Consider the following 17,348-nt stretch of genomic DNA (forward strand, 5'->3'; position numbering starts at 1 on the left):
CGCAAGCAACGCCGGAAAACGCTCAAGGCTTGATCGCGGCCTACAAGGCCATCCTTCGCGATGTGCTGGATCGGCGTCCCTCCGGCATGCGCCAGCGCCTGGCCGAAGCGCTCGGCAAGAACCGCAGTTTCATCACGCAGATTGCCAACCCGGCCTATCAGACGCCGATCCCGGCCCAGCACGTTCACGCCATCACTCAGGTCTGTCATTTCTCGGTGCAGGAGCGGGACAAGTTTCTCGACGCCTATCACCGCGCGCATCCGCGCCGGCTGCTTCTGCTCAAGGAGCGGGAGCGGAGTCGGCGACTGCTGCTGATGCTGCCTGATCTTGGCTCGGAACAAAAGAACCACAAGCTGGACTCGCTTCTCAGTGAGTTCGCGGAGAAAGTTGCAAGGCTGATCGAGGAAAACTGACGCCGAAGCAACGAGACACGAGGAGAGCGCCATGAAGAAACTGATCAACGCCGTCGAGGACGTGGTGAGCGAAAGTCTTGCCGGATTCTGCGCAGCGCATTCCGACATCGTGCGCATGGGGGATTCTGCGCCATTCGTGCAACGCCGGCATTCCAAGCCCGGCAAGGTGGCCCTTGTGTCGGGCGGTGGCTCCGGACACGAGCCGCTTCACGCGGGCTTCGTCGGGCACGGTATGCTGGATGCCGCCTGTCCCGGTCAGGTTTTTACGTCACCGACGCCCGATCTCATTCTCGCCGCCGCCGAGGCCGCCGACACCGGCGGTGGTGTGTTGTTCATTGTCAAGAATTACGAGGGCGACGTCATGAACTTCGACATGGCGCGCGAGATGACGGGAAAATCAGTGGCGACCGTGATTACCGATGACGACGTGGCGGTGGAAAAATCGACCTTTTCGACCGGGCGGCGCGGCGTTGCCGGCACGCTGATCGTGGAGAAAATTTTAGGTGCGGCTGCCGAAGAGGGACGCAACCTCGCCGTCCTGAGGGCTCTGGGCGATCGCGTCAACGCGGCGACGCGCTCGATCGGAATCGCATTGACGAGCTGCACGGTTCCCGCGGCCGGCAAACCGACCTTCGACCTCGCCGAGGACGAGATGGAGGTCGGTGTTGGCATCCATGGAGAGCCGGGACGCCGCCGCGTCAAACTCAGGCCGGCTGCCGAGATCGCGGCAGAAATGGTCAACGCCATCACCGCCGATCTGGGCGCGCGAGCGCGCGGTGAAGTTATTCTATTGGTCAACGGCTTCGGGGCAACGCCGCTTTCGGAGCTTTATCTGATGTACGATGCTGTACGCAGGCTGTTCGAATTGGCCGGCAGCGTTGTTGCCCGGTCCCTCGTAGGCAATTTTGTTACGTCGCTCGATATGGCAGGTTGCTCAGTGACGGTAACGGTCCTTGACGAGGAGATGAAACGTCTCTGGGACGCGCCCGTTTGCACATCGGCTTTGCGCTGGGGAATGTAGACTCGAACGGCAGGTCGGCGCCGGCCCGTTTTAGAGTCGCCGACTTCCTCGGTGTCTGTACCGAAAACCTTATTCGAGTTGATGACGTGATGCGTCACCGCTGCGCGCTCTTTCTCGCGCGAGATGATTGACGGGCCGGCGCGTCGCTCATGGTGTCGGCGCCGTGATCGCCGACGTCGCGAACCGATAAATTAATGTTCAACATTAAACGCGATTTTAGGCGACGCGAGCCGCTGCTTGCCTGATGTTATGAGGTGCTCGATCTGTTTCGAAGCCGGCAACGCGGTGCAGGCTTCGACGCCTGCGTGTCGTCCGCAGCCAGTTGGCTAGCACGCGGGCTCGCAGCGATTGCACCTCACTCATCAGCATCCAAACAGGAGAAACCCTATGCTCGATCGTCAGTCCTCCTCACCCAACGCCAGTACGGAAGCCGGCTCCGAGGTTCCTCACCTGGGAGACGGCGACGCATTGACCGGCCGCTCGCCGACGCCCGGCAAGATCGGTTTTGTGGGGTTGGGTCACATGGGCATCGCGATGGCCGCAAATCTCGCGGCTGCGGGCTGTCATGTGATCGGATATGTCCGTCGCCGGGAACTGATGGATAAGGTCGAGGGGCTCGGTGTTGCCCCGACAATGGACATGACAGAGCTGTTCGACTGCGAGATCGTGATCACCATGCTGTCGGACGACGACGCGGTGCGAGGTATCGTGTTCGGAGACGAAAATAATGCCGACGGACTGGCTGCCCGCCTGGCTCCCGGCGCCATCCATCTGTCGATGAGTACGATCAGCACCGCCGCCGCGGAGGAGTTTGCAAACGAGCATGCGCGGCGCGGCCAGGGCTACGTCGCCGCGCCCGTGTTCGGAAATCCGGACGCCGCAAAAGCGCGCCAGCTATTTGTCGTGGCCGCCGGCACCCCTATCGTTGTCGAGCGCTGCCGCATGCTGACAGACGCTCTCGGGCAGACCTTCGTCGTCGGTGACGATCCGGCGCAGGCCAACCTGATCAAGCTTCTCGGCAATATGATGACGGCGACGGCGCTGGAGGTGCTCGGCGAAATCGTCGCCGTGCTCCGAAAGCGCGACCTCGATCCGCAGCCCTTCGTCAACATCCTGACCTCAACGATGTTCGGCGGCCGCGTCCACCGAATCTATGGCAGCAAGATCGTCGATGAGAACTACCTCCCGGGACTGGCGATGCCGCTGGCGCTCAAGGATGTGCGGCTTGCGCTCGCCGAAGCCGAGAAGGCAGGCGTGCCGATGCCGTCGGTGAGCGTGGTTCGGGATCGATTGATCACGGGAATCGCGCGGGGACATGCGGGACTGGACTGGACCGCTCTTGGCCTGGTCGCTGCGGAGGAATCGGGAATCGAAGCGCGCGTGCCCTGAACGGGCCAGTCCGACTACGGGATCTGCCTGAGGCTCGCGAGCGCGGCCCGAGGCTGCTTGCAAGGCTGGCCATGATCCCTGCCGATCAGGGAACGTTTGATTTCTCGATCGGTTGGCCCTGGAAGCGCGCGTATTTAGCCAGGCGCCGGGCTGGCGCGGTTTCGACGCCGCGGCCGGGTTCGCCACCGGCGTTTTGATCCGGACTGGCTATCTCGATCACGCAGCCGGGACCTGGATGGATGGTCAAACGAAAGCCGTGAAGCTTGACGATCGCGGCGACGAGATTGAGGCCAATGCCGAAACCGGGTGCGCTTCTTAGTTTATCCGATCGATAGAACCGCCCCAGCACGGCATCCCGTTCGATCTCGCTGATTCCCGACCCGGTATCCTTGACGCGTACGATACTTTCAGCGTTGCAGCGCAACAGCGAGATTTCCACGCGGCCGCCCTGCGGCGTGAACTTGATCGCGTTATCGACGACGTTGACGATCGCCTCCATCAGCAAGTCGCGGTCGCCGTTCACGATCGCGGCGTGCGCGAGGTCGGTGTGCAAGGTGACGCCCCTGTCATCCGCGATCGGCTCGTAGAGCTCGCCGACCTCCCGCACCAGTTCCATCAGCGCAACCTTGCCGAATCCGGCCGACCGGCGGCTGTTTTCGATTTCGGCAAGCCGCAACAGGGCCGTGGTAATTGCCAGCGATTGATCGATACCGCTGATTGCTTTGTCTGCGACAAGTTGAAGCTGCGGCAGCGTCCCGGCATTGGTACGCCCGCGTTCGAGCATCAGGCGCACGCGCGCAAGCGGTGTGCGCAGGTCGTGAGCGATGTCGTTGCCAATTCCTGCAACGGCATGAAGCAGGGTCTCGATTTCGTCGAGCATGCCGTTGACGATGGCTGCAAGCTTGGAGAACGGATCATTTGTTGCCAGGCGGGGCAGGCGTTCGCGCAGATTCCCTGCGACGATGCGTTGAACCCGCTGGTTGACCTCTGCGATCCGCCGCTCGGCGCGCACGCTCAGCAGCGCCCCCACCGCGAGGCAAAGCACGAGAGCCGGAACGAGACCCAGCGCCAGCGCCACGCTGACGACCTTGGACAGCTCGATGGCTTCATCGACTTCGCGGCCGATGACGAGCACTTGCCCGCCGGGCAGATGTTTTCCGATCGCGCGAACGACCAGCGTCTCAATGCCCTTTGGGCCGCTTCTTTGCACCGCGACGCTCTGAACGGAATCATCGAGTTTAAGACCGGATGGCGGGCCATCGAGATTGCCTGCCAGCCGGCTCCCGTCCGGACCAAACAGCCCTACGAATTGGACGCCACGTGGATCCTCACTCAACTGGTATTCGATCACATCCCTTTTGCGATCAAGTGGCAACGCCGACATCGCGTGCAATTGCGAGGTGATGACGTGATCGGAGCGCGCTACCAGATAATGGTCGGTCGTCCAGTAGATGAAGCCGAACAGCACAAGCACAAAAACGGCGAAAGCACCGGCGGCGACTGCGGCCCAGCGAAAAGTGGTTGTACGCACAAACTCGGGAAAGTTCATGGTGTAGCTGGCTATATCAAGCGCGTTCCCCCCGACGCCAGCTTAGCTGGTTTTGGCACCCCCAGCGAATCTCGGACGGTTGCAACGGCGGTTTCGACTCCACCGATAGTGGCTCCGCGAGACGGAGTCCCGGTCTCGCGGCCGCGCTACAGCAATAGCGGCTACCTATGCGTGAAGCCTCGCCCGGACACGTCGTTCATTGACGGATTTTTTGGCGGCGATCTGTACCTTCTCGAAAGCCCGCACCTCAATCTGTCGAACGCGCTCCCGAGACACTTTGAATTCGACCGCGAGGTCTTCCAGTGTCTTCGGTTCATCGACGAGATGGCGCGCCTCGAAGATGCGCCGTTCGCGATCGTTGAGGATGCCAATCGCCCGGACCAGCGCCTCCTGCCGGTGAGTCATTTCGTCATGCCCGGCGAGGACGGCTTCCGGCGAGGGGCTTTCATCGACGAGGTAATCCTGCCATTCGCCGGAGTTCCCTTCGTCGTGGACTGCGGCGTTGAGCGATGCGTCTCCGCTCAGGCGCCGGTTCATGTCCACGACATCCTGATCCTTGACGCCGAGGCTGGTGGCAAGCAGCCTGACCTGGTCCGGCCGCAATTCGGCATTTTCAAGGGCCGCGATCTTGGCCTTGGCCGAGCGAAGCTTGAAGAACAGCTTTTTCTGGCTGGCGGTGGTGCCGATCTTCACCAGCGACCACGATCGTAAAATGTAGTCCTGGATCGACGCCCTGATCCACCAGATCGCATAGGTGGCGAAGCGGAAGCCTCTCTCGGGTTCGAAGCGATTGATCGCCTGCATCAGGCCGACATTGCCTTCGGATATGATCTCCGAAATCGGCAGGCCGTATCCGCGGTAGTTCATCGCGATCTTGGCAGCGAGACGGAGATGGCTGGTGACGATCTGGTCCGCCGCCTTGCGATCGCCGTCCTCCCGCCAGCGCTTGGCGAGCCTGTACTCCAGTTCCTTCTCGAGGATCGAGAAACGCCTGATATCACCCAGATAGCCTGAACCGGGGCTCCTCGCAGCGGCCGCGGACCGGCCACGGGTCGGTAACGGTTTGCGGGTTGTCAGTCCGGTATGATTGGTATGGGTCCCATCGACGTTCATCTCAGCCGCTCCGGTTGTGGAAACGTGGGTGCCTTTGCCGCTCGGTTAGGATGGTCGATGCGCCGCGGGCGATAACCACAAACATAACGGCAGACGGTCTGGCAGCCATTAAATTAGGCTTTAGGGAGACTAAATTCGCGTTGAGAGAGCGGGGTGCGGGAGCTCAGGCAGGCGACCGCTGTCACCGCGTTGCGCGGCGTCGGCCGGTCTGGCTGCAAAGCCGTTAGCTGCGGCCCAGAGCTTCGTTGCTGGAAGAAAAGAATCGAGCGGGCGCCGGCGTCAATGGGCCGGAACAGGACAGGCGATTTCAGCAACGCAGCCCGCGCCGGTGTTCAGCGTCAACCGGAACCCGTGCAACTTGACGATTGCCGAGACCAGACAGAGACCGAGGCCCGATCCGCGCGTGTTGCGGCTCTTGTCGGATCTGTAGAACCGCCTCATGACCGCGTTGCGTTCGTCTTCGCCTATTCCACCCCCTGTGTCCGAGACCCGGATGATGTTTTCGTTTTCGCCGCGGACCAGGGAAATATCGACGCTGCCGCCGGCGGGGGTAAATTTGACCGCGTTGTCGACTAGGTTCGCGACCGCTTCGAAGAAAAGGTCGCGGTCGCAATAGGCAGTCGCGTTACTCGCGGGGATGATCCGCAACGTGACCTGCTTGTCTTCCGCGATCGGGTCGTACAGATCTCCGACTTCCCGCACGAGGTCGGCCAGCGCGACTTCATTGAAATTGGCTTTGCCTCGGCTGTTCTCGATCTCGGTGATCCGCAGCAGCGCCGTAATGATGGTGAGCGACTGGTCGAGCGCGCCGATCGCCCGGTCGGTGACGGCTTGCAGTTCCGCAAGGGTGGTGGCGTTGGCGCGGCCACGTTCAAGACCGATTCGCACCCGGGTCAGCGGCGTGCGCAGATCGTGCGCTATCTCATTGCCCACCCCGGCCATCTCGGTGACGAGGACCTCGATTTCGTCCAGCATGCCATTGGCGATAACGGCAAGCTTGTCGAACGGGTGATCGAGCCCGGAGGCCGGGATGCGCGTGCTCAAATTGCCCGACATGATGCGCCTGACCAGGGCCTGCAGGTCCGCGACGCGCCGCTGCACGCGCAGACTGAGGATTGCGCCGATCATCAGGCTCAGACCGAAGGCGACCGGAAGGGCCAGCAGCAGCGCGCGCGCCACCACCTCGGCCAGTTGCCTGAGCTCGCCGTCGTGACGGCCGATCACCAGCACGTCGCCGTTCGGCAGGGCGCGAGCGATCGCCCGAACGGTCATCGCTTCGTGACCGCGCTGGTCGACCCTGATGACCTTAGCGGTTTGGACAGTCGCGTTGACGCCGAGACCCGCCGGCAAGCTCTCCAGGTTGCCGGCGATCCGTTGTCCGTTCGCGCTAAACAGACCGACGAGCTTGATGCGGCGCGGATCCTCGCTGAGCCGGTCTTCGATCGCATTCAAGCGGCGGTCCGGCGGGTCGCTCGCGATGACAAGACTGTCCTCGGCGATGACGCCGTCCATCCGCGCCAGCATATAGGTCGCGGCCTCCCAGTAGACGAAGGCCGAGAACAGCAGAATGCAAACCACGAACGCAATGGAAATCCATCGGAAGGTGGTGGTGCGGACGAAATCAGGAAGTTTCACGACCAGTAAATCCAGCGCCCCGGACATTGTTAATCATCTGCAGTGTCACCGGGTCCGTCCGCGCTGTGCCGTCGTCGGCCCATGCGGACATCATCCGGATTGTTTGCGGCCACGCAGTTGGAGTCGAGCTTTCCGAAGAACATTCGACGTTCACTCCCCATGGGCCGGATCAGGCGCGCCATTCCCGTTCGGGATCAGGTGCGTGTCCACGGCGGCGGATGCCGCGGCCAACGTTGCAACGATGCCTCGCCGGGTGCCGCTACAGAGATTTATGGCACCGGGCCCGGGGTCACCACTAAATAGCATTTCATAATCGAGGCCCGGGAGTTCGCTGCTTCAGCCGGCGAGGGGACGAGCCCGTTCAGGAGCCGGGCCCTTGCCCCGCGGGGCGCAATGTTTCCCGCGAAAATCCACAGCATGACGGCCTATCTTTCGCCGCCAATCGCGCGTAGGGTCCTGATGTCGCAAGACGATGGCGCTGAAACTTAGAGCGGACTGCGGGCAGACCCGGGGGCAGTACCCGGCGCCTCCACCTTAGCAGCTTGAGCTTAAAGGTCTCATCCCGGTGAGATCGATTCTGCCGCAAGGCAGAATCCCTGGGCTGCTAAGGCGGGGGCGAAACAGGATCGATGGTCGCGAAGAAGCTCTGAATTGTGCCCGGCATGATACCGCCGTTATCGGGTCAAAAACCTAAATGCAAACGATAACGTTGCATTGAACGAAGTGCGCCTCGCGGCGTAACCTGTTCGGGGTTGGTCCACCTGGCAACAGAACGGCCATCGCCGCGTCAACCCTCGGGTTGGCGCGGCTTTATTTTTGGCCTCGAATGGACCGGCGTGCGTTTCAGTTCCTTTCTCCGACGTGCCAATGATAGGTGTGCGGCGAAAGGGGTGAGCGCTGACCGGGGCGATCGCAGCCAACGTTGACTGCCCCGGAGCGCCGGGGGAGCCGCATTCCCTGGGGTCAGGCGCCTGACGGGATCTGGTCGAGAAATCCGGTGATGCTCGCGATGCGCCCATCCCTGACGACGACGAAATCCGTCCCCTTGATCGGGCTGTCGACGCCATCGGGGCCCAGGCCCCAGGAAAAACGGACATTGTCGCCGTATCCATTGGGCTCGCCAAGCACCCGAAATCGGAAATCCGGAAAGCGCTGCTGCACGCCTGCTATCAGCGAGTCGACGCCGTCATGGCCATCGCCGCTCATCAGGGGATCGATGTATTTCGCATCGCTGGCCCAGTTCGCAGCCAGCATCTCGCGCCGGCGGCCTGGGGCTCTCTCGTTCCACAGATCGATATAGCCGCGAGCGATCGTGTTGAAGTCGGTCATGTCTTGCTCCTTCTGATGTCGCCGGCTGAACCGGCCGGGCGACTATCGAAGGTTCGGGCGGGCCAATCGATTACCTCGGAGGTCATCGATTTCGACTGGCCGATCACGCGTTCGCGCGAAAACCGCCCCGCAGCATCCGATGCGAGGTGGATTTCGTTTGGCGTAAAAATGCGTCAATGCGAAGAGCAAGCGTTCGCAGTCTTCACCGCGCTGCGGTCACCATGATCTCGACATTGTAGGGCGGCGCCGCAAGCTTGGCCTCGACGGTGGCGCGCGCCGGCGTATTCCCGGCCGATACCCAGCCGTCCCACACCGCGTTCATCTCGGCGAAGGTCTTCATGTCGGTCAGATAGATCGTCGCCGTCAGTAGCTTCGACTTGTCGCTGCCCGCCTTCGCCAGATGGCCATCGATGATCGAGAGCACCTCCTGCGTCTGCTTGGTCACGCTATCGCCGGCCGCCTTGTTGGCGACGACGCCGGCGAGATAGATCGTATCGCCGTGGACCACGACCTGGCTCATGCGCGGGCCGGTATCGAAACGCTGGATGGTCATGCTGTTCTCCGGATTTGGGTGGCCGGTTACTTAGCGCAGGGAGACGGCCTGCGCCACAGCGTTCGCTGGTTCGAACCAGGAAAGCTTTGCAGGTTCCCAAACATGACGGCAGCAGCCTCTCAGCCCACCGCCTTCGCCGCCGCCCGCCCGGCGTTGCGGCCCGAAAACAGGCAGCCGCCGAGAAAAGTGCCTTCCAGGGAACGATAGCCGTGCATGCCGCCACCGCCGAAACCGGCGGCTTCGCCGGCGGCGTAAAGCCCCGGCATGATCGCGCCGTCGCTGCCGAACACCCGCGACTCGAGATCGGTCTCGAACCCGCCCAGCGTCTTGCGAGTCAGGATATTGAGTTTGACCGCGATCAGCGGGCCGTGGGCGGGATCCAGAATCCGGTGTGGTTTGGCGGTGCGGATCAGGCGGTCGCCGATGTAGCGGCGGGCGTTGTGGATGTTCATCACCTGGGTATCCTTGACGTAAGGATTTTCGATCTCGCGGTCGCGCGCCTCGATCTGGGCTTTCAAATAGTCGGCTTTCAAAAGGTTGTCGCCGCTGAGCGCATTCATGGCGCTGACGAGATCGGCCAGATTGTCGCGCACGATGAAATCCGCGCCTTTGCTCTTGAAGGCTTCGACGGGCGCGGGCGCGCCCTTGTTGGTGGCGCGCCGCGCGGTCATCAGCCAGCTCTTGCCGGTGAGATCGGGATTCTGCTCCGAGCCCGACAGCGCGAATTCCTTCTTGATGATGCTTTGGGTCAGCACGAACCACGAATAATCGTAGCCGGTGGACATGATGTAGTGCAGCTGGCCGAGCGTGTCGGAACCGGGAAACAGCGGCGACGGCAGCCGCGTGCCCGTGGCGTCGAACCACATCGACGACGGTCCGGGCAGGATGCGGATGCCGTGGCGCGGCCAGATCGGCGACCAGTTCCGGATGCCCTCGACATAATGCCACATCCGGTCGCGGTTGATCAGCCGCGCGCCCGCGGCCTCGGTGATGCCGATCATGCGCCCATCGACATGTTCGGGCACGCCGGAGATCATGTTTGCCGGCGCCTCGCCAAGACGCTTCGGCCAGTTCTGCCGGACCAGATCGTGATTGCCGCCGATGCCGCCGGAGGCGACGATCACGGCCTGCGCGCGCAGGCTGAAGTTGCCGGTGACGTTGCGCGAACTGCTCTGGCCGCGCGCGACATCTGTCGGCTCCAGGATCGAACCGGTGACGCCATCGACGGTGCCGTTGGTGATCGAGAGCGCATCGACGCGGTGGCGGAATTTGAAGGTCAGCCGGCTGCTCGCTTGCGCTTCGCGCGCACGCCGCTCGAACGGTTCGACGACGCCGGGACCGGTGCCCCAGGTGACATGAAAGCGCGGCACCGAATTGCCGTGGCCCATGGCGTCGTAGCCGCCGCGTTCGGCCCAGCCGACCACGGGAAAAATGCGGTGGCCCATGGCGCGGAGCCATCCGCGTTTTTCGCCGGCTGCGAACGCCACGTAGGCCTCCGCCCAGCGCCGCGGCCAGAGATCCTCGTCACGATCGAAACCCGCCGAGCCGATCCAGTCCTGCAGTGCGAGGTCGAAACTGTCCTTGATGCCGAGCCGGCGCTGTTCGGGGCTGTCGACCAGAAACAAACCGCCGAACGACCAGAACGCCTGGCCGCCGAGTGACTGTTCGCCCTCCTGATCGACCACGATGACGCGCTTGCCGGCGTCGGCGATTTCGGTGGCGGCGACCAGCCCCGCCAGTCCGCCGCCGACCACAATTACGTCCGCATCGCCTGCCATCAATCCGTCCTCCCGGCGTTTCACGGGACTGGAGCCCGCGCTGAGCTTTCTTGCGGCAAGTGGAATCCACATTGCAGGCAAATTGCACGCGGAAAGATTAAATTAATATGTTCCAGTTTGGGACCTTTAGACGAGGAGGTGCAGCCCGCAGGCAACACTCAATTTGAATTTGATTTGAGCTGCCTGCCGCATCTGGACAAAATGACGATCTCGCAACACGCTGGCCATTATCTTGCATCACTCAAAGATCATCAGATTCGGGTTCGACAGGCTGAACTGAGGCTGGACATGAAATTCGTGACGGGGTTGCTGGCGGCGGTTCTCCTTCTGGCGGGCGTGGGGGCAAGCCACGCGGTGGTTCGGATCGGCGAGGACCGTGGCGGCCGGATCGGCACCTACGTCGACAGATATCAGGGCCTGCGCAGTTCCGGCGAGACGGTCATCATCGACGGCCTGTGTGCCTCGGCCTGCACCATCGTTCTCGGCGCGGTTCCCCATGACAAGATCTGCGTGACGTCTCATGCCAATCTGGGTTTCCACGCGGCCTGGGATTTCGGCGCCAACGGCCGGGCGATCACCAACCCCGAAGCAACGCAGATGCTGTATTCGATGTATCCGTCGGCGGTGCGCCACTGGATCGCGCAGCGCGGCGGCTTGACCCCACACATGATTTTCCTGCGCGGTAAGCAATTGATGAGCATGTACCGCCCCTGTTATCTTGACGCCCAGGCCGCCGTACCGCGATCATCATCGTCGCGCCGCAATTCGGTTCAGCATGACGTGATTGCCCCGGATCCCAGCGTGCTTGCCCGGCAGCCCGACTAGCCCTATCAAAACCCGTCAGACAGGTGAGCGGCAGCAATGCCGGTCGCCGATGTCTGTTCGTCGGCGCGTATTCCGCAAAACTGGGTTCCCATTTTGCGACCGGAATACGCGCAGTTGACGGGTTCGCGCATGGCTCAACCCATTTCCTCCCAGCAACGGCAATTGTCCGGCCTATCGTCGTCGGCACGGGGGGGCGGGTCGGCGATGGTGGTAATCGGTGCTGGCCTCGGCGCCGCCATCCTGCTCGGCACGTTGGTGCTCTGGTTCCATTACGGCACCGCGGTGTTCTTCGAGACGATTGCCTCCGGCATCGCCACCTGTTTCTGACCCCAAGAAAAAGGAACTCATGATGGATCGGACCACCCGCCCGCTGGTCATCGTCGGGGCATTCGCCGGTAGTCTGGTGGTCGGCCTGGTGCTGATGCTGTGGGCGCTGGGCGGGCTGCGAAACGTCGCGGCTCCCGCCGCGATCGGCGGGCCGTTTCAACTGACCGACCAGACCGGCCAGACCGTGACCGAAAAGAATCTGCAGGGCCACCCGACGCTGATCTTCTTCGGCTTCACCCATTGCCCCGATGTATGCCCGACGTCGCTGTTCGAGATTTCCGAGGTCTTAAGGGCGATGGGCAAGGACGCCGATCGCGTCAACGCCTATTTCATCTCGGTCGATCCGGAGCGCGACACGGCGGCGGCGATGAAGGATTACCTGTCGAGCTTCGATCCGCATCTCAAGGGCCTGACCGGCAGTCCGGATGCGGTCGCCAAGGTGATTTCCGATTACCGGGTCTACGCCAAGAAAGTCCCGCTGAAGGATGGCGATTACACCATGGATCACACCGCGCTGATCTATCTGATGGATCGCAACGGCAAGTTCGTCGCCCCCTTCAACCTCAAGCGGACGCCCGAGCAGGCCGCCGAAGACCTGAAGCATTACCTCTGATCCCCAGCTGCCCCGCAACGCACGCAACATTCGCGTTATCGGCCGGATGGTCTATAAGGCCCTCGACTTGTTGGAAAATTGTCGGCAATGCAACCCCAGATAGCCTTGATTCCAAACGAGATCCTGCGAAGAACAACCCGCGCGGTCTTGGCGTTCGCGGCATTATCCGTGCTGCTGGCCCCGGCCCTGTCCGGCGGCCCCGCGCACGCGCAAAGCGTCGCCAAGCCGGGCCCGCAGGCGGCGCCGCAGGCCGTTCCCGGCTTCTGGGATCCGAGGCGGCGCCCGGACCGGCCCGATCTGTCCCGGCTCACGGTGATCCGGTTTCTGACCGAGACGGACTATCCGCCGTTCAATTTCACCGGCCCCGACGGCAATCCGGCCGGTTTCAATGTCGACCTCGCGCGGCAGCTTTGCGAAGAGATCAAAGTCACCTGCACCATCCAGATGCGGCGGTTCGAGACGCTGCTCGATGCCATCGCCAGCAACCGCGGCGACGCCATCATCGCCTCGCTCGCGGTGACGCCGGAGCTGCGCGCCCGGGTCGATTTCACCGATCCCTATTACCGGGCGCCGGCGCGGTTCGTGTCGCGGCGCGACGCCGTGATGGCGGAAATCCGCCCGGAATATCTCGAAGGCAAGAAGGTCGGCGTCATCGCCGGCTCCGCGCACGAGGCCTATCTCAAGGCGATGTTCACCGACGCCGAACTGCACTCCTATCCCAACGACGAGGCGCTGCGGTCGGCGCTGCGCCGCGGCGAGGTCGACTTCATTTTCGGCGATGGGATCTCGCTGGCGTTCTGGGTCAACGGCACCGATTCGGCCGATTGCTGCGCGTTCTCGGGCGGGCCATTTGTCGAGAGCCGTTATTTCGGCGAGGGCATCGGCATCGCCGTGCGCAAGGGCAACGACCTGTTGCGGCAGGCGCTGAACTGGGCGCTGTTCCGGGTCTGGGAAAAAGGCCGCTATACCGATTTGTGGCTACGCTATTTTTCGGTCAGCCCGTTCTAGGAAGCCCCTGACTGGGTCATTCCGGGATGGTGCGTTAGCAACAGACCTCAGATGTGCAATTGCACATCGGGGAATCTCGAGATTCCGGGTTCGATGCTTCGCATCGCCCCGGAACGACGGTACTCAAGCCAATTTTGCATTTCGATGCGGAAACGCTAGTTTCCGCGGCCCGGAGGCCCCTTTGATGTCCACGAATGATCTTCCCAGTCCGAGCGATCTGCGCGCGCTCGCCGAACAATCCAACGCCTGGCCGTTCGAGCAGGCGAAGGCGATTGTGGCGCGGCTGAAGAAACAGCCAAAGGACGAGGTGCTGTTCGAGACCGGCTACGGTCCGTCGGGCCTGCCGCATATCGGCACCTTCGGCGAGGTCGCGCGCACCACCATGGTGCGTCATGCCTTTCTCGTGCTGACAGAAGACAAGATCAAGACGAGGTTGATCGCGTTCTCCGACGACATGGACGGCCTGCGCAAGGTGCCGGACAACGTGCCGAACAAGGAGATGCTTTCAGAGCATCTCGGCATGCCATTGACAAAGGTGCCCGATCCGTTCGGCACCCATTCGAGTTTCGGCGCGCACAACAATGCGCGGCTGCGTGCGTTCCTCGACACCTTCGGGTTCGACTACGAATTCGCCAGTTCGACCGATTATTACACGTCCGGCAAATTCGACGCGACGCTGTTGCGGGTGCTCGAGCGCGTCGATCAGGTGATGGCGGTGATGCTGCCGTCGTTGCGCGAGGAGCGCGCGGCGAGCTATTCGCCTTTCCTGCCCATTTGCCCGCGCACCGGCGTGGTGCTGTATGTGCCGATCGTGGCGCATGACGTGAAGGCCGGAACGATCTCCTATGACGATCCGCAGACCCAGGAGCGCGTCACGCTTCCGGTCACCGGTGGCCATTGCAAGCTGCAATGGAAGCCCGACTGGGCGATGCGATGGGTCGCGCTCGGCATCGACTATGAAATGGCCGGCAAGGACCTGATCGATTCCGTCAAGCTGTCGGGCAAGATCTGCGCCGCGCTGGGCGGCCTGCCGCCCGAAGGCTTCAACTACGAACTGTTCCTCGACGACAAGGGCCAGAAGATTTCGAAGTCGAAGGGCAACGGCCTGACCATCGATGAGTGGCTGCGCTATGCCTCGCCGGAATCGCTGTCGCTGTTCATGTATCGCGAGCCGAAGTCGGCCAAGCGGCTGCATTTCGACGTGATCCCGCGCAACGTCGACGATTACCAGCAATTCCTTGAAGGCTTTCCGCGCCAGGATCCCAAGCAGCAATTGGCCAATCCGGTCTGGCACATCCATGCCGGGCATCCGCCGGCCGCCGACATGCCCGTCACCTTCCAGCTGCTGCTGACGCTGGTGTCGTCGTCGAACGCGGAGAACGCCGCGACCCTGTGGGGTTTTATCGGCCGCTATCGCCCCGGGGTCACGCCGCAGACCCATCCCAAGCTCGACGCGATGGTCGGCTACGCCATCAACTACTACCGCGACTTCGTGGCGCCGACCAAAAAATTCCGCGAGCCGACCGACACCGAACGCGCCGCGCTGCAGGATCTGCGTGATGCGCTGTCGCAACTGGCGCCGGCCTCGACGGCGGAAGAGATCCAGAACGTGGTCTACGAGATCGGCCGCCGCGAGCCGTTCCTGGACGCGGTGAAGAAGGGCAAGGACGGCCGGCCCGGCGTCTCGCTCGACTGGTTCAACATGCTCTACCAGGTGCTGCTCGGCCAGGAAAAAGGCCCGCGCTTCGGCTCATTCGTCGCGGTGTATGGCTTGCCGAATGCGGTCGCGATGATCGACGGCGCGCTGGCGCGGTCGGGTTGAACTTTCTTCCTTCTCCCCTTGTGGGAGAAGGTGGCGCGCTTTGGAGCGCACTTGCGCTCCTGAGCGCGCCGGATGAGGGGTCTCTATCCGCGGAGACAGACCCCTCACCCGTCTCGCATCTGACGATGCGAGCCACCCTCTCCCACAAGCGGAGAGGGGAAGAGGGTCCCAAATTGGGGATGGGAGGTCCGCTGCAATTTCAGCCGACGCCATCCCCGGATTGCGCTACACTGCCAATCTACAAGCCAGCCAAGCCTCCGATGAGGGGCAGCCAACAGCAGGGAGGACACCATGCAGTTCAGGGTTTCGCCGCAAACGCTTGGGGACAGCAGCGCCGAGCAATGGCAGGCGCGGGTCGATCTGGCGGCTGCGCACCGGCTGGCCTTCATGCACGGTTTCAGCGAGGGCATTTTCAACCATCTGACCCTGGTGGTGCCGGGCCGCAGCGACCGCTACTACCAGATCCCGTTCGGGACCCATTGGTCCGAGGTAACGGCCTCTACCTTCATGGAAGTCGGCATCGACGACGGTGAGGTCAAGCGTGGCGAGGGTGTGGTGGAGCGTTCCTGCTACTGCATCCACGCGCCGATCCACAAGGCGCTGCCGCAAGCCAAGGCAGTGTTCCACACCCACATGCCCTATGCCAGTGCGCTCACCCGTCTCGAAGATCCCCGCATCAAGGAGATCGGCCAGACCGAGGTCGGGATGTCCGGGGAGATCGCTTATGACGACGAGTACACTGGGCCAGCGCTCGATCCTGCCGAAGGCGCGCGCCTCGCCGGGGTCATTGGCGACAAGACGGTGTTGTTCATGGCCAATCACGGCATCAGCACGGTCGGCGAGACCGTCGCCGACGCCTATGATCGGCTCTACTATATCGAGCGCGCCGCGCAGGTTCAGATTTACGCCATGTGGACCGGGCAACCCCTGAAGCAGCTTCCTGCCGCCGTGGTCGAGAAGACCAAGCGGGATATCGGCGGCACTAACTTCTACCAGGGACCAACCCCGGCGCAGCGGCACTTCGATGCGCTGAAGCGCGTTCTCGACCGCAAGGAGCCGGACTACGCGTCGTAGTTCGGCGCCAGACTCGGCTCGTCATGCGCGGGCTTGACCCGCGCATCGATCCAGCTTCGTAAAGCTTTCTCTGCGCGATGGATTGCCGGGTCAAGCCCGGCAATGACGGTCGAGCGTCACTGACTCGCCCACACAATCCTTGCGATCCACTCGACATCGCCGGCCGCCAGGGTGCGGTCGCCATGGTTCGGATTGAGCGGCTGCAATTCCAGCGTCTTTGCGGTCCGGCGTTTCATTTCCCGGACCATGACTTCGCCGGCCCTGGTTTTTACCACCACGCGGTCGCCCCGCCGGATCGGCGTGCCCGGCGACACCACGATGACGTCGCCGTCGCGGTAGGCGGGCTTCATCTGGTCGCCTGAAATTTCCAGGGCGTAAGTGTGCTCGTCACTGACCGAAGGCAACGCCACCTCGTCCCAGCCCTTGCCGGTCGGATAACCGCCGTCGTCGAAATAGCCACTGGCCGCGACCTGTGCGAAGCCGAGCAGCGGCACCGACCGGCCGGTCCGCGCGGCATCGCCGATCAACTGCACGAAGGTGTCGAGGGAACTGTTGGTGGCGGCGAGCGCCTTGGCTACCGATTCGGTGGAAGGCCATCGCTCGCGGCCTTCGGGGGTAATGCGTTTGGATTTGTTGAATGTGGTTGGATCGAGACCGGAGCGTTTGGCGAGCGCCGAGGGCGATATCCCGGCGCGCTCGGCCAACCGGTCGAGCGCGGTCCAGATCTGCTCATGGGTCAGCGGCGGCGCTTTCGCATGTTTGGCCATGGCGGGCCTCATCCCGAAATTAGGAATGATTACCTCAATAAACCGGCTTTTTCGGTCCGGTGCAAGCGCCCCAAGGCGACCCTTGAAGTGCACAGGTGGCGTCGATACGGTCGCTCCAGGTGCCGGAGATTC

16 protein-coding genes and 1 other RNA gene are annotated in these 17,348 nt (G+C 62.7%); 10 read left to right on the forward strand and 7 right to left on the reverse strand.

What is annotated here, in order from left to right; genetic code table 11:
• Positions 1-29: 29 nt before the first annotated feature.
• From B5527_RS01730 to B5527_RS01740, 3 genes are all read left to right on the forward strand, one after another.
• On the forward strand, positions 30-413 hold the full coding sequence (locus tag B5527_RS01730) for a hypothetical protein (RefSeq protein WP_338065084.1): 384 nt from the start codon (positions 30-32) through the stop codon (positions 411-413).
• A gap of 31 nt (positions 414-444) precedes the next feature.
• A complete protein-coding gene (gene dhaK, locus B5527_RS01735) occupies positions 445-1,434 on the forward strand; it encodes a dihydroxyacetone kinase subunit DhaK (RefSeq protein WP_079599764.1) in 990 nt (329 codons plus the stop codon).
• A gap of 387 nt (positions 1,435-1,821) precedes the next feature.
• On the forward strand, positions 1,822-2,823 hold the full coding sequence (locus B5527_RS01740; protein WP_079599765.1) for an NAD(P)-dependent oxidoreductase: 1,002 nt from the start codon (positions 1,822-1,824) through the stop codon (positions 2,821-2,823).
• 85 nt (positions 2,824-2,908) lie between these two features.
• Here the strand turns inward: B5527_RS01740 and B5527_RS01745 are convergent, their stop codons facing one another.
• From B5527_RS01745 to B5527_RS01755, 3 genes are all read right to left on the reverse strand, one after another.
• The gene (locus tag B5527_RS01745; RefSeq protein ID WP_079599766.1) at positions 2,909-4,372 is read right to left on the reverse strand and encodes a sensor histidine kinase; all 1,464 of its coding nucleotides are present in this window, start codon (positions 4,370-4,372) and stop codon (positions 2,909-2,911) included.
• Positions 4,373-4,537: 165 nt separating this feature from the next.
• Positions 4,538-5,485, reverse strand: coding sequence for an RNA polymerase sigma factor RpoH (rpoH, locus tag B5527_RS01750; RefSeq protein WP_079599767.1), 948 nt, complete (start codon positions 5,483-5,485; stop codon positions 4,538-4,540).
• Positions 5,486-5,764: 279 nt separating this feature from the next.
• Positions 5,765-7,120 carry a sensor histidine kinase gene (locus B5527_RS01755; RefSeq protein ID WP_172842450.1) on the reverse strand — a complete coding sequence of 452 codons (1,356 nt, stop codon included), beginning with the start codon at positions 7,118-7,120 and terminating at the stop codon, positions 5,765-5,767.
• Positions 7,121-7,542: 422 nt separating this feature from the next.
• Between B5527_RS01755 and ssrA the strand changes: the two genes are divergently transcribed.
• Positions 7,543-7,904, forward strand: a transfer-messenger RNA (tmRNA) gene (gene ssrA, locus B5527_RS01760).
• A gap of 179 nt (positions 7,905-8,083) precedes the next feature.
• Here ssrA and B5527_RS01765 read toward each other — a convergent pair.
• The 3 genes from B5527_RS01765 to B5527_RS01780 form a co-directional block, all read right to left on the reverse strand.
• The gene (locus B5527_RS01765; protein ID WP_079599769.1) at positions 8,084-8,449 is read right to left on the reverse strand and encodes a nuclear transport factor 2 family protein; all 366 of its coding nucleotides are present in this window, start codon (positions 8,447-8,449) and stop codon (positions 8,084-8,086) included.
• 202 nt (positions 8,450-8,651) lie between these two features.
• Positions 8,652-9,002 (reverse strand): RidA family protein, encoded by a 351-nt coding sequence (locus tag B5527_RS01775; RefSeq protein WP_079599771.1) that lies wholly within the window; start codon positions 9,000-9,002, stop codon positions 8,652-8,654.
• Between the two features lie 119 nt (positions 9,003-9,121).
• Positions 9,122-10,780 carry an FAD-binding dehydrogenase gene (locus B5527_RS01780; RefSeq protein ID WP_079606979.1) on the reverse strand — a complete coding sequence of 553 codons (1,659 nt, stop codon included), beginning with the start codon at positions 10,778-10,780 and terminating at the stop codon, positions 9,122-9,124.
• A gap of 288 nt (positions 10,781-11,068) precedes the next feature.
• On the opposite strand from B5527_RS01780, the gene B5527_RS01785 reads away from it, so the two are divergent.
• From B5527_RS01785 to B5527_RS01805, 6 genes are all read left to right on the forward strand, one after another.
• Complete coding sequence (locus B5527_RS01785) at positions 11,069-11,605, forward strand: hypothetical protein (RefSeq protein ID WP_079606980.1); 537 nt, start codon at positions 11,069-11,071, stop codon at positions 11,603-11,605.
• Positions 11,606-11,641: 36 nt separating this feature from the next.
• Complete coding sequence (locus tag B5527_RS43265; protein WP_154071939.1) at positions 11,642-11,932, forward strand: hypothetical protein; 291 nt, start codon at positions 11,642-11,644, stop codon at positions 11,930-11,932.
• Between the two features lie 19 nt (positions 11,933-11,951).
• Positions 11,952-12,545, forward strand: a complete 594-nt coding sequence (locus B5527_RS01790) for an SCO family protein (protein ID WP_079599772.1) — start codon at positions 11,952-11,954, stop codon at positions 12,543-12,545.
• 87 nt (positions 12,546-12,632) lie between these two features.
• Positions 12,633-13,553 (forward strand): transporter substrate-binding domain-containing protein, encoded by a 921-nt coding sequence (locus B5527_RS01795; RefSeq protein WP_079599773.1) that lies wholly within the window; start codon positions 12,633-12,635, stop codon positions 13,551-13,553.
• Positions 13,554-13,737: 184 nt separating this feature from the next.
• A complete protein-coding gene (locus B5527_RS01800) occupies positions 13,738-15,375 on the forward strand; it encodes a lysine--tRNA ligase (protein WP_079599774.1) in 1,638 nt (545 codons plus the stop codon).
• A 291-nt stretch (positions 15,376-15,666) separates the two neighbouring features.
• Positions 15,667-16,449: a class II aldolase/adducin family protein gene (locus tag B5527_RS01805; protein WP_079599775.1), complete on the forward strand. Its 783-nt coding sequence runs from the start codon at positions 15,667-15,669 to the stop codon at positions 16,447-16,449.
• Positions 16,450-16,565: 116 nt separating this feature from the next.
• Here the strand turns inward: B5527_RS01805 and B5527_RS01810 are convergent, their stop codons facing one another.
• The gene (locus tag B5527_RS01810; protein ID WP_079599776.1) at positions 16,566-17,216 is read right to left on the reverse strand and encodes a S24 family peptidase; all 651 of its coding nucleotides are present in this window, start codon (positions 17,214-17,216) and stop codon (positions 16,566-16,568) included.
• Positions 17,217-17,348: the final 132 nt, after the last annotated feature.

The sequence above is a fragment of the Bradyrhizobium erythrophlei genome, from assembly GCF_900129425.1.
Lineage (GTDB): Bacteria > Pseudomonadota > Alphaproteobacteria > Rhizobiales > Xanthobacteraceae > Bradyrhizobium > Bradyrhizobium erythrophlei_C.